Origin of the sequence: Streptomyces sp. Inha503 (assembly GCF_047215865.1) — a bacterium.
Lineage (GTDB): Bacteria > Actinomycetota > Actinomycetes > Streptomycetales > Streptomycetaceae > Streptomyces > Streptomyces lycopersici.
This window is the reverse complement of the sequence record NZ_CP178360.1, coordinates 5,079,840-5,092,349: the sequence shown is the minus strand read 5'-3', so window position 1 is coordinate 5,092,349 and position 12,510 is coordinate 5,079,840. Positions and strand designations below refer to the sequence as shown.

Genomic DNA, 12,510 nt, shown 5'->3' with positions numbered 1-12,510 from the left:
GGCGAGGGGGTTCTTTCGGGTGCCGGACGCCCGCTGGGCTCCCACGGCTCCCCTCTCCGGGCGTACCGTGGCCCAAAGACCTTCTGGCGGTGGTGTATCGCATGACTGATCTGTCCGTTGGTAAGCGACTGGCCCGACTTCGCGACATTCGCGACCTCACACAAGAGCAACTCGCCGACCGTGCCGGTGTGTCCGTCGACACCATCCGCAGGTTGGAGCAGGGCACCCAGCGGGGAGCAAGAATCGCCACGTATCAGAAGCTGGCGGGCGCACTCGACATCGAGCTCGCCCGCCTGCTGGGCCAGCCCACCATGACGCAATCCCTCGCGCCCGACGGCGGCGTCGTCGCGTTGCGGGCCGCCATCCAGGCCCCGAGCGATCTGCCAGGGCTGGACCTGTGCGGCGCGGACAGCGACGCGCCCGGCCCGGACGATCTCCGCCCGGTCATGGAGCAGGCCCAGAGCCACTATCGGCTGGGACAGTTCACCGACCTGGTCGGCATGCTGCCCGGGTTCGTGACCGATCTGAAGGCGGCCACCCGCGAGGCCGAGGGCGGCCCCGACCACGACACGGTGTGGTCGATGTCCGCTGCCGCGCACATCATCGTCGCCGACGTGGCCGCGCAGTTGGGGCAGACCGATCTGGCCTACACCGCGGTGGAGCGAGCCCTGCATGCCACGGCGCGCGCCAGCGACGAGTTGCGGCACGCTCTCGCCGTCTCGACGCTTTCGCTTGTACTCCTGCGGCAAGGCCGATGGAGCGATGCCCAGCATGTCGCGACCCGCAGGGCGGCTGAGATCGAGCCGCGGTTCACCGACCGCAGCCCCGAGAAGTTCGCGATGTTCGGGATCCTGCTGCTGTCCGGTGCCGTCTCGGCAGCACGGGCGAACCGCGATGAGTCAGACAGCGCAAAGGATGACGCGCTCACCTTCCTCAGGCAGGCGGAGGCGGCGGCCGCGCTGTCCGGGCCGGTACGGGTGCGAGGCACCGCTTTCGGCCCGGCGAGTGTGGGCATGCAGGCCACCACCGTTCAGGTGTCGCTTGGCCATCCGGACAAGGCTTTGGCCACAGCCACTCGGGTCAACGTGGATGAGTTGCCGTGGAAGATCTCGCGCGCCAGGCACCGGCTGGATCTGGCATTCGCCCGCTACCAGACGCATGACGACGAGGGAGCCCGTGATGTGCTGCTCACCCTCGACGAGGAGCATCCTGAGTGGCTGACCCACCAGATGCTCGCAGCATCCACAGTGGGGGGACTGCTGGAGACCGAGCGGCGCCGCGACCGAGACCTGCGAAAGCTCGCGGTGCGGCTGGGCGTGGACTCGGCGGCATGAACAAGTGCCGTAGTCCCGTCGAAAACTGAGGCGGGACTACGGCACTTCGTCACTGGGCTGTGACCGCGCGCACACCTAGCGTGATCCGCATCGAGGCGGCGTCGGCCCTCGCTCCCGCCAGGAACCTGTTCGGCGCCGCCCCTCGCAGATCAGCAGGGGAGCCCGACGTGACGACCAGAGCCTTACCGTGGACACCGCCGCCCGCCACAGACGTCCAGGCGTTACCCGCGGGCAAATGGTGGGACGCCGTGCGGGCCGCGCCGACAGTCGGGGAACGCGCCCTGAAACTCCTCGGCGACGAGAACGGGGCCGTCATCCAGGACAAGTACGGCACCCTGTACTGGCTCGTCGCGGTGGGCTGCGCCACGAGCTGGCATCTGCGGCAGGTCCGGGTCCTGACCGAGCTGACGGACGAGTGCGCCTACCTCGGCGTGCCGCCCAACTCCTGGACCACGCCGCCCGGCACCCACTGGCGGGTTCCGCTCTCGGCCGACCACTACCTCACCGACGCCTGGAAGCTGTGGGGAGCCCTGGCCGAGGCCGATCGCGTTGAACTCGGCCCGGTCCCGCAGGGGCGCCAGACCTGCTACCGCTGCGAGCTGCCCACCGACGAGCCGGTCATCGTGGACGTCCAGCACGGCGGCAGCGGACCCGGCCGCACGGTGTACGCCTGCCCTCCCCACGCCCTGGCCCACCGGCGTGACCCGGTCGCCGAGGCCGCCGCCATGCGCCGCGCCCGCGAACGGGGGCACACCTGGTGACGGAGGACGAGCGCACCGAGCGGGAGCGGATAGCGGAACTACAGGCCCCGGGCAGGAAGTGGGTCTTCGGCCAGCTCCAGGGCTGGAACTGCGCCCTGTGCGCGGCACGCCTCTACGCGGACCGGCCGATCTGCACGGTGGAGGTGGACTACGGCAACGTCACCGAGACGTACCGGCTGTACGCCTGTGCCCCCTCGTGCGAGGCGGCCCGCGCCGCACAGCGCCCCGCCCGGCCGGACGGCGACCGCCCGGTGATCCGCGCGCCTCGCCGGCGGACGGGCGCATAGACGGCCTCGTACCTCGTACAAAGGAGACCCGCCCCGCGCGGAGCGCATCGCTCAGCCGCGCGGCGGCGCCGTGGAGGCGCGGGCCATCAGCTCGGCCCGTACCATCGCCACCCCGCCCGGCGGCTGCGGCTCGCGGCCCAGGGCCAGCCGCCCGGCCCGCGCGCCCGCCTCGTGCAGCGGCAGCCGCATCGTGGTGAGGGCCGGGACGGCGTCCGCGCTGAACGGGAGGTCGTCGAAGCCCGCCACCGAGACGTCCTCGGGGATCCGCAGCCCCTGGTCGCGCAGGGCCGCGCAGACGCCGAGCGCGATGGTGTCGTTGGCGGCGACTATGGCCGTCAGGCTCCGGTCGCGGCGCAGCAGTTCGAGGGTGGCGTCGTAGCCGGAGGCGCGGTCGTACAGACCGTGGACGGTCAGCCGCTCCGCGTCCTGGTCCAGCCCGGCGGCGGCCAGCGCCGCCCGGTGGCCCTCAAGACGGTGGCGGGTCGTGGTGCGCTCGGCGGGGCCCGCCACATAGCCGACCCGGCGGTGGCCGAGGGTCAGCAGGTGTTCGGTGAGCCGGCGGGCGCCGCCGCGGTTGTCGAAGGTGAGGGTGGTGGCGTCCTCGATCGGCGGGCGCCCGCAGAGCACCACCCGGGTGCCGGATGCGGCCAGCCGGGACGCCTTGGTGGCCACGGCGGCGGCGTGGTCGGGGTGCTCGACCGCGCCGCCGGTGAGCACGACGGCGGCCGCGCGCTGCCGCTGGAGCAGGGTGAGGTAGTTGAGCTCGCGCTCGGGCGAGCCACCGGTGTTGCAGATGACGGCGAGCTTCTCGCCGCCCCGGCCCGACTCCCCGGCCGGGGTGACCATTTCGGCCTGTACGGCGCCCGCGATGATCCCGAAGAAGGGGTCCGCGATGTCGTTGACGAGCACCCCGACCAGATCGGAAGTGGCGGCGGCGAGAGCGCTTGCCGGGCCGTTGACCACGTACTCCAGCTCGTCGACCGCACGCAGCACCCGGTTCCGGGTCGACTCCGCGACCGGGTAGTTACCACTCAGGACGCGCGACACGGTGGCCGCCGAGACCCGAGCCCGTGCCGCCACATCGGCCAGGGTCACTGCCATATTTCCTCCGTTGGGTGGTCACCTTCTGGTACACCGTGCGCGCTGGTTGGGCGCCTCCATGTTCTCACTCCATGAGAGGCGTGATTCTGCACGCCAGGGTCTTGTCCTGTCATCCGGACCATGCCTAGGGTCCTCCCCAGCAAGCGCTTACCCCAGGCGACGGCGAGGAGACCTCAGCCCATGGCCGCAGCAGCCACCGCCCGTATCCGTGCCGCAGTGGTCGGCACCGGAGGAATCGTCAGCGGCAGCCATCTGCCCGCACTGCGTGATCACGCCGACCGCGTGGACCTCGTCGCCGCCGTCGACGTGGCCGCGGACCGGCTCGACGCCTTCCGCGCCGCGGCGGCCGAGGGCGGCACCTTCGACATCAGCGGCTACTCCGACATGGCCGCCATGCTGGAGGCCGAGCGCCCCGATCTGGTCCTCATCGGCACCCCGCCCTCCCTGCACCGCGAGCAGACCGTGGCGGCCCTCGAGGCCGGTGCCTGGGTGCTGTGCGAGAAGCCGCTGTGCCTCACGCTCGCCGAGTACGACGAGATAGCCGGGGCCGAGAAGGAGGCGGGCGGCCCGTACGCCTCGGTGGTCTTCCAGCACCGCTACGGCTCGGGCGCCGTCCACGCCCGTGAGCTGCTGGCCGAGGGCGCCCTGGGCCGGCCGCTGGTGGCCCACTGCCAGACCACCTGGCACCGCGACACCGCCTACTACGCGGTGCCGTGGCGCGGCCGCTGGGAGACCGAGGGCGGCGGCCCCTCCATGGGCCACGGCATCCACCAGATGGATCTGCTGCTCCACCTCCTCGGCGACTGGACCGAGATCCGCGGCATGGCCGGACGGCTGGTCCACACCGTGGAGAGCGAGGACGTCTCCACCGCGCTGGTGCGGTTCGAGAGCGGCGCCATGGCCACCGTCGTCAACAGCGTGCTCTCGCCCGACGAGGTCAGCCGGATCCGTATCGACTGCGCCGATGCCACCGTCGAGCTGACCCACCTCTACGGCCACCGCAACGACGACTGGGTCTACACCCCCGCCCCGCACGTCCGCGACGAGCCCGACCGGCAGCGGCGCTGGCTCACCCCGGCCGCCGATCTGCCCAGCTCCCACGGGGCCCAGCTGACCGGGCTGCTGGACGCGATGCGCGACGGCGTACGGCCGCCCGGCAGCGGACAGGACGCCCGCCGCACCCTCGAGTTCATCGCCGCGCTCTACAAGGCGGCCTTCACCGGGCGGCCCGTGCGCGCGGGCGAGATCGTGCCCGGGGACCCGTACTACGACGCCATGCACGGCGACCACCCCGCCTGGGCGCCGAAGGCAGCGACCGCCACCACCAAGGAGAGCTGAGGCCGCCATGACCCAGCGCATCACCGTCACCCACACCCACGGCGAACAGATCTCGGTCGCCGCCGCCGGCGTCGAGCTGATGGCCTACGTCTACCGGCCCGACCCGGATGCCTTCGAGGCCCGTAAGCCCTACGCCCACCCGCTGCGCACCCTCGCCGGGAACCCGGTCTCCGGCTACCGGCCGAACGACCACCGCTGGCACAAGGGCCTCCAGATGACTTCCAGCCATCTGTCCGGCCAGAACTTCTGGGGCGGCAACTCCTACCTCGGCCCCGACCAGGGCTACCAGCGGGTCGAGGAGCGCGTCGGCTCGATGCGCCACGACGGCTTCGAGGAGTTCACCGTCACCGACGACCGGCTGCGCTTCATCGAGAAGCTGACGTGGGTGGAGAACGGCGGCCAGGAGTGGGCGCGGGAGCTGCGCACCATCGAACTCCACTCGGTGGAGCCGGAGGAGGGCACCTGGGCCCTGGACTGGTCCATCCACCTCACCAACATCCGCGGCGAGGCCCTGCACTTCGGCTCCCCGACCACCGCGGGCCGGGAGATGGCCGGGTACACCGGGCTCAACTGGCGCGGCCCGCGCGACTTCACCGGCGGCGACGTCATCGGCCCGGACGGGCGCGGCGGCGACGGCGAGAAGGGCGCCTCGGACCTGATGGGCACCCCGGCCGCCGACGCCCCCTGGGTCGCCTTCACCGGTGAGCACGACGACGTGGACGGGCACTCCACGCTGCTGTTCGCCCACGCCCCGGAGAACGCCCAATCCATCCACGCCTCCCACTGGTTCGTGCGCTCCGAGCCGATCCCCTCGGTGGCCCCGTCCTGGGCGTTCTTCGAGGAGTTCGAGCTTCCGCCGGAGGAGTCCTTCGGCTACCGCTACCGGGTGGTGGTCGCCGACGGCGCCTGGGACCGGGCGCGGGCCGAGAACTACCTCAAGAACCACGGGTGGTGAGGAGAGTGACCGCGATGTCCGCCCCACTGCCGGGCGGTGTGGGCCTCTCCCACATCAGCGCGTACGAGTGGGAGGCCGCCGACGGGGTGTGCGGCGGCAGCCCCCATCTCCACCTCGCCTGCACCGAGGCGTATGTGGTCACCGCCGGACGCGGCGCCGTGCAGACCCTGACCCTCGCGGACGGCTTCACCGAGACCCCGCTGGAGCCGGGCTCGGTGGTGTGGTTCACCCCCGGCACCATCCACCGCATGGTGCAGGGCGGCGGCCTCAAGGTGACCGTGCTGATGCAGAACAGCGGGCTGCCGGAGGCCGGGGACGCCGTCTTCACCTTCCCGCCCGAGGTGCTGGCCGACCCCGAGCGCTACGCGGCCGCCGCCGCGCTGCCCGCCAAGGAGGGGCCGGAGGCCGACGCGGCCGCCCGGCGCCGCCGGGACCTCGCGGTCGAGGGCTATCTGACGCTGCGGACCGCCGCCGAGAAGGGCGACGAAGCGCCGCTGCGCGCCTTCCACGAGGCGGCGGCGCGGATCGTGGCGCCCAAGGTGAAGGAGTGGGAGCCGCGCTGGCGGGACGGGGCGCTCGCCGCCGCGCGGCGCACCGGTGAGCAGCTCACCGCGCTCGCCGCGGGCGACGCCGCGCACCTCGCCAAGGCGCGGGTCACCGCGACCGGGCCCAGCCGCCGGGGCGGCTACGGCATGTGCGGTCGCCGGGACGAGTACGAACTGCCCGGCATCACGCTCCCGTACTACGGCGAATAGCCGCCGTAGGCGGGCTGGTCACCTAGGAGGTGTCCGGCGGACCTTTCCCCTCCCCGCCCCTTCCCGAAGCATGGGGCTCCGCCCCCTGGCCCCCGGACGCCCTTCGGGCGTGTCCTCAAGTGCCGGACGGGCTGAAACCAGCCCCTCCGGCGATTGAGGAGCGGGGTCTGGGGCGGAGCCCCAGTTGAGGGAAGGGGCGGGGAGGGGAAAGCGCCGATATGCGGCTCCGCCGCGTGGCCCGCCGGACACCCCGTAGGGCGCACTGATGCACCACCACGCACGCTCAACGAAATGATCATGGAGGGAGGTCGGCTCCGATATGCGCGGAAGCGGAATAAGCGGGACAAGTAGGACAAGGGCATCCCTGGCGCTGGCCCTTGTGCTCACGCTCGGAGGGACCCTCACGGGCTGCGGCGGCGATGGCGGCGGCGGCTCGGGCGGCAAGGTCAGCCTGCGGTTCACCTGGTGGGGAAACCCCGACCGGGCCGCCCGCACCGAGGAGGTCGTCAAGCTCTTCGAGCAGCGCCACCCGGACATCGACATCGCGACGTCCTTCGCGGGCTTCGACACCTACAAGGCGAAGCTGGCCACCCAGGCGGCGGGCGGTGACGCCCCCGATGTGATGCAGCTGGACTACCGGCAGATCAACCAGTACGCGACCTCCGGCATCCTGCTGAACCTCGGCGAACACTCCGAGCTGCGCACCTCGGAGATCGACAAGGGGCTGCTGGCCACCGGCGTGGTCGACGGCAAGCAGTACGCGCTGCCGGTGGCCCGCGGCACCGAGACGGTGGCGTACGACGCCGCGCTGTGGCGCAAGGCGGGCGTCCCCCAACCCACCCTGACCTGGACCTGGGACGACTGGGCCGACGCCATGCGCAAGCTCTCGGCGTCCAAGGCGACGCAGGGGCGGCGCGGCTCCACCGACCCGGGCCAGAGCGAGGACGTCTTCGAGATCTGGCTGCGGAGCCGGGGCAAGTCCCTCTACACCAAGGACGAGAAGCTGGGCTTCACCGCCGACGATCTGACCCGCTACTGGGAGTGGTGCACCAAGCTCCGCGAGGAGGGCGCGGTCGTGCCCGCCGAGCAGACCACCCAGATGGACGGGACGGTGGAGAACACCCCGCTGGGCCGGCTCAAGTCCGTCTCCGACTTCAACTGGGACGCCCCCTCCAGCGGCTTCGCGCCCATCGTCGGCGAGGGGCTGAAGCTGGCGCCGCTGCCGGTCGGCGAGGACGGCACCCCCGGGCAGTACTTCAAACCGTCGATGTTCTTCGGCGCCTCGGCCAAGACCGCACACCCCAAGCAGGCGGCCCAGTTCATCGACTTCCTGCTCAACGACAAGAAGGCGGGCGCCATCCTCGGCGCCACCCGCGGCATCCCGGCCAACGACGCCATCCGGCAGGACGTACTGCCCAAGCTGGAGGGCTTCGACCAGGTCGTCTCCGCGTACCAGAAGCAGTTCGAGGGCAAGCTCGAGGACCCGCCGCCCGCGCCGCCCAAGGGCGACGCCGCCCTTCAGACCACCTTCTCGCGCGACTACGACCAGGTCAGTTACGAGCGCATGTCGCCGCGTGAGGCGGCGGAGAACTACATCACCGAGGCGAAGGCGGAGCTGAGGCAATGACCGCGACCGCGACCCGCCCCCCGGACGCCGCGCCCCCCGCCACCGGCGGCAAGCGGGCGCCCAAGCGCGAACGGCAGGGGGCCGCCTGGGTGTTCCTGTCGCCATGGGTGCTCGGCGCCGCCGTGCTGACGCTGCTGCCCATGGCCGTGTCCCTGTATCTGTCGTTCACCGACTACGACATGTTCGACGCACCCCGGTGGATCGGCTTCCGCAACTACACCCAGATGTTCACCGAGGACCCCCGCTACTGGCGGTCGGTCATCACGACCCTGACCTACGTCGTGATCGCGGTGCCGCTCCAGCTCCTGCTGGCGCTGGCCGTCGCGATCGCGCTGAAGTCGGTCAAGCGCGGCAAGGGCTTCTACCGCTCGGCGTTCTACGCCCCCTCGCTGCTCGGCGCGTCGATGTCCATCGCCCTGGTCTGGCGGGCGATCTTCAACGACGGCGGCTCGGTCGACAACCTGCTCTCCGGCATGGGCATCGACATCGGCGGCTGGATCAACAAACCGGGCTGGGCCATCATGTCGGTCGCGCTGCTGACCATCTGGCAGTTCGGCGCCCCCATGGTGATCTTCCTGGCCGGGCTCCAGCAGATACCCGCCGAGCTCTACGAGGCGGCCGCGGTGGACGGGGCCTCCTGGTGGCGGCAGTTCCGCTCGATCACCATCCCGATGCTCTCCCCGGTGCTCTTCTTCAACCTGGTGCTCCAGATGATCCAGGCGTTCCAGGTCTTCACCCCCGCCTTCGCGGTCAGCGCGGGCAAGGGCGGACCCGCCGACTCCACGCTCGTCTACACGCTCTACCTCTACGACCGCGGCTTCACCGCCTCCCACATGGGCTACGCCTCCGCCATGGCGTGGGCACTGCTGCTGGCCATCGGGATCGTCACCGCGGTGCTCTTCCGCACCTCCCGGGCCTGGGTCTTCTACGCCAACGACAACAACGAGGGGGCCCGATGACCACCGCCCCGATCACCACCGCCCCGGCGGCGCGGCGGCGCCCCACCGGCCGGATCGTGCTGCACATCTGCCTGATCGCCGTGCTGCTGGTGATGCTCTATCCACTGGCCTGGCTGCTGGCCACCTCGTTCAAACCCGCCGACGAGGTCATCGCCAGCCTCAAGCTGCTGCCCAGCCACTTCGAATGGGGCAACTACTCCACCGCGCTGGACGGGGTCAACGAGGTCAGCGTCGGACGGCTGCTGTGGAACTCACTGCTCATCGCGTGCGGCGCGGTGCTCGGCAACGTCATCAGCTGCTCGCTCGCCGCGTACGCCTTCGCACGGCTGCGGTTCCGGATGCGCGGGCCGCTCTTCGCGTTCATGATCGCGACGATCATGCTGCCGCACCACGCCATCCTCATTCCGCAGTACATCATCTTCAACCAGCTCGGCATGGTGAACACCTACTGGCCGATGATCCTGCCGAAGTTCCTGGCCACCGACGCCTTCTTCGTCTTCCTCATCGTGCAGTTCATGCGCGGACTGCCGCGTGAGCTGGAGGAGGCGGCGCGGATCGACGGCTGCGGGCCGTTCCGCTCGTTCTTCAGCGTCATCCTGCCGCTGACCCGGCCCGCCCTGATCACCACCGCGATCTTCACCTTCATCTGGACCTGGAACGACTTCTTCACCCAGCTCATCTACCTCTTCGAGCCGGAGAAGTTCACCCTGACCCTGGCCCTGCGCTCCTTCGTGGACGCCTCCAGCCAGTCGGCCTTCGGCCCGATGTTCGCGATGTCGGTGTTCGCGCTGCTGCCCATCGTGCTCTTCTTCCTCGCCTTCCAGCGGTTCCTGGTCGAGGGCATGGCGAGCTCCGGACTGAAGGGATGAGCATGGCCACCGCCACCAAACGCGAACCCGGCGAGCTGTTCGGCCCGCGCTTCGCGCTCTTCGCCGACGTCCTGGCCGTGGGGCTGGCCACCGCCGCCGCCTCGCTGCCCCTCCTCACCGCCCCGGCCGCGATGTCCACGGCCTGCGCCGTCCTGGACCGGCGGGTGCGCGAGGACGTGCCCGCCACGGCGGGCGGCTACCTCCGCGCGCTGCGGGACCGGCTGCGCACCGGCGATCTGCTGGCCGGGGCGGGGCTGCTGGCCGGCGGCGCCCTGTTGCTGTTCAACGTACTCGCGGCGGGGGCGGGGCTGCCGGGCGCGGTGGTCTTCCGGCCCGTGCTGCTGATCGCGGGCGGGCTGCTCGCCGTCGTCCTGCTGCGGGCCTGCGCCCGCCCCGAGTCGGCCACGAGCTGGCGGGTGGCGCTGCGCTCGGCGGCGTACGACGGTGTGCGCAAGCCCCGGGCGAGCGGTGTGCTGTTGCTGGCCGTGGCCACCGCCGCGGTCTGCGCCTGGGCCTATCCGCCGCTCGCCTTCCTCGTCCCCGGCCCCCTCGCCCTGGCGGCCCGAGCCACGGAGCACCACCTATGACACCCCTGCACCGCCGTCATCTGCTCGCCGGGACCGCCGTGGCGGGCGGACTGCTGGCCGTCGGCGCCCCGGGCGGCGCCTCGGCCGAGGGCCGGACCCCGGCCGATGGTCGGACCCCGGCCGCGGGCCGAGTCGACAAGCCGTTTCTCGCCCTGCTCACCGAGGCGGCCGACGCCCGGGTGGCCGAGGTGGTGGACGGGCTCGAGACGGTCCTGGGCCAGCTCAACAACCTCGGCCAGGCCCGCCCCGCCGCCCGTGGCCTGCGGCTGCTCACCTCCGTCCACGTCTGGGGCGACGCCGCCCACCACCACGACGGCGCGCTGATCGCGCCGATGACCCGGCTCGTGGACGCGCTGGCCGCCGCCCAGTTCGACGACGGCCTCTACGACCAGGGCGCCGTCCACTCGCCCCCGGACACCGCCTTCTCGATCGTCGATCTGGGCCTGGTGTACGGCCTGCTGGACGCGGACGGCCACACCGGCACCCGGGCGATCCGCGGCACCCTGAAGAAGATCCTGCTCAAGGCGGGCAAGGGCCTGTCCACCGGCGGGGTGCACACCCCCAACCACCGCTGGAAGATGTGCGCCGCGCTGGCCCGGATCAATTCCTTCTGGCCCGACGCGCGCTACACCCGCCGCATCGACGCCTGGCTGGCCGAGGGCATCGACAGGTACGACAGCGGCCAGTACAGCGAGCGCAGCGCCACCTACGCGCCCATCGTCACCAACCCCTCGCTGCTGACCCTGGCCCGGCTCACCGATCGCCCGGCCCTCTACGAGCACGTACGCCGCAACCTGGACGCCACCCTCCACCTCCTGGAGCCCGACGGGGAGGTGGAGACGGTGCACTCGCGCCGCCAGGACCAGAAGACGGTCAAGCACCTGTCCGAGTACTGGCTCCAGTTCCGGGCCCTGGCGCTCCGGGAGCGGGACGGGCGGTTCGCCGACGTGGCCGCCACCATCCAGCGGCGCGGCGCGGATCAGACCTTCGACGAGACCCCGCTCGGGGACTTCCTCGCCGAGGTGCTGGACCATCCGGAGCTGGCCGCGCCGCTGCCCGAGGCCACCGCGGCTCCGGAGGAGTTCACCTGGCGCGACAAGGACTGCGGGCTGGTCCGGATCGCGAAGGGGAGGACGCGGACCACGATCTTCGGCGGCACCGACTTCCCCGATGTCCACGCGATCTCCTCGGGCCTGTCCACCAACCCGACGTTCTTCAAGTGGCGCAAGGGCTCGGCCATCCTGGACTCGCTCCGGCTGTCCCCGCAGTTCTTCTCGCTCGGCCACTTCCGGGCCGAGGACGTGGAGCGCACGGCGGACGGCTGGCGGCTGTGGGCCGAGGTGCGGGCCGGATTCCACCTTCCGCTGCCGCCCCAGCACCGTCGCCCCGACGGGCGGTATCCGCTGACCGACGACGGCCGGTTCTGGTCCGCGATGGACTTTCCGCACCGCCCCAAGGAGTGGCGCACCCTGCGCACCGAGGTGCGGATAGCGGAGGCGGACGGCGGCTGGAACCTGGACGTCGAGATCGGCGAGTCCGAGGTTCCGCTCGCCCTCGAACTGTGCTTCCGCAGCGGCGGAAAGCTGGCCGGGGTCGATCCCGTGCCCGGCCAGAAGGACACGTATCAGCTGGTCAAGGGGTACGGGACCTATACGGCCGGCGATGACGTGATCACCTTCGGGCCCGGTAACGGCAGCGGCCCGCGCCAGCCCGCCGTCGTGGACTCCGGCGAGCGCTACAGCTGGATGGGCGGCGATCTGACCCCGGCGGGGCAGCGGGTCCTGATCACCGGGCGTTCGCCGCTGCGCTACCGGCTGACCCTGCGCTGAAGCGCTGACCGGACCCCGCCCCTGTGTTCGGTCCTCTGTACAGGGATGGGGCGGGGCGGCTAGCGTGAGTATTAGAAAGCGCTTACTGTCACTCGCTGTGAGGAGAAG

At 71.5% G+C, this 12,510-nt stretch carries 12 protein-coding genes; 11 read left to right on the top strand and 1 reads right to left on the bottom strand.

Translation table 11 applies throughout. The features are described from left to right. Nucleotides 1-101: 101 nt before the first annotated feature. The 3 genes from ACJX2R_RS20785 (at nucleotide 102) to ACJX2R_RS20775 (ending at nucleotide 2,382) form a co-directional block, all read left to right on the top strand. Nucleotides 102-1,334: a helix-turn-helix domain-containing protein gene (locus tag ACJX2R_RS20785; protein WP_413101359.1), complete on the top strand. Its 1,233-nt coding sequence runs from the start codon at nucleotides 102-104 to the stop codon at nucleotides 1,332-1,334. Nucleotides 1,335-1,501: 167 nt separating this feature from the next. Next, entirely contained in the window at nucleotides 1,502-2,095 is a 594-nt protein-coding gene (locus tag ACJX2R_RS20780; RefSeq protein WP_413101358.1) for a hypothetical protein, read from the top strand. Next, on the top strand, nucleotides 2,092-2,382 hold the full coding sequence (locus tag ACJX2R_RS20775; RefSeq protein WP_413101357.1) for a hypothetical protein: 291 nt from the start codon (nucleotides 2,092-2,094) through the stop codon (nucleotides 2,380-2,382). Before ACJX2R_RS20780 ends, ACJX2R_RS20775 begins: the two co-directional genes overlap by 4 nt. Nucleotides 2,383-2,433: 51 nt before the next feature. On the opposite strand, the gene ACJX2R_RS20770 is transcribed toward ACJX2R_RS20775, so the two are convergent. Next, nucleotides 2,434-3,483 (bottom strand): LacI family DNA-binding transcriptional regulator, encoded by a 1,050-nt coding sequence (locus ACJX2R_RS20770; RefSeq protein ID WP_413101356.1) that lies wholly within the window; start codon nucleotides 3,481-3,483, stop codon nucleotides 2,434-2,436. 180 nt (nucleotides 3,484-3,663) lie between these two features. Between ACJX2R_RS20770 and ACJX2R_RS20765 the strand changes: the two genes are divergently transcribed. The 8 genes from ACJX2R_RS20765 to ACJX2R_RS20730 all read left to right on the top strand — a co-directional run bounded on the left by ACJX2R_RS20765 (nucleotide 3,664) and on the right by ACJX2R_RS20730 (nucleotide 12,402). Continuing rightward, nucleotides 3,664-4,821: a Gfo/Idh/MocA family protein gene (locus ACJX2R_RS20765; protein ID WP_413101355.1), complete on the top strand. Its 1,158-nt coding sequence runs from the start codon at nucleotides 3,664-3,666 to the stop codon at nucleotides 4,819-4,821. 7 nt (nucleotides 4,822-4,828) lie between these two features. Next, complete coding sequence (locus ACJX2R_RS20760) at nucleotides 4,829-5,776, top strand: PmoA family protein (RefSeq protein ID WP_413101354.1); 948 nt, start codon at nucleotides 4,829-4,831, stop codon at nucleotides 5,774-5,776. 14 nt (nucleotides 5,777-5,790) lie between these two features. After that, nucleotides 5,791-6,531, top strand: coding sequence for a cupin (locus ACJX2R_RS20755; protein ID WP_413101353.1), 741 nt, complete (start codon nucleotides 5,791-5,793; stop codon nucleotides 6,529-6,531). 319 nt (nucleotides 6,532-6,850) lie between these two features. Continuing rightward, the gene (locus ACJX2R_RS20750) at nucleotides 6,851-8,158 is read left to right on the top strand and encodes an ABC transporter substrate-binding protein (RefSeq protein ID WP_413101352.1); all 1,308 of its coding nucleotides are present in this window, start codon (nucleotides 6,851-6,853) and stop codon (nucleotides 8,156-8,158) included. Beyond that, the gene (locus tag ACJX2R_RS20745; protein WP_413101351.1) at nucleotides 8,155-9,117 is read left to right on the top strand and encodes a carbohydrate ABC transporter permease; all 963 of its coding nucleotides are present in this window, start codon (nucleotides 8,155-8,157) and stop codon (nucleotides 9,115-9,117) included. Before ACJX2R_RS20750 ends, ACJX2R_RS20745 begins: the two co-directional genes overlap by 4 nt. Next, nucleotides 9,114-9,986: a carbohydrate ABC transporter permease gene (locus tag ACJX2R_RS20740; RefSeq protein ID WP_037953065.1), complete on the top strand. Its 873-nt coding sequence runs from the start codon at nucleotides 9,114-9,116 to the stop codon at nucleotides 9,984-9,986. The genes ACJX2R_RS20745 and ACJX2R_RS20740 overlap by 4 nt, the downstream gene beginning before the upstream one ends. Nucleotides 9,987-9,988: 2 nt before the next feature. Then, a complete protein-coding gene (locus tag ACJX2R_RS20735; protein WP_413101350.1) occupies nucleotides 9,989-10,573 on the top strand; it encodes a hypothetical protein in 585 nt (194 codons plus the stop codon). Then, a complete protein-coding gene (locus ACJX2R_RS20730) occupies nucleotides 10,570-12,402 on the top strand; it encodes a hypothetical protein (protein ID WP_413101349.1) in 1,833 nt (610 codons plus the stop codon). The genes ACJX2R_RS20735 and ACJX2R_RS20730 overlap by 4 nt, the downstream gene beginning before the upstream one ends. Nucleotides 12,403-12,510 lie beyond the last annotated feature (108 nt).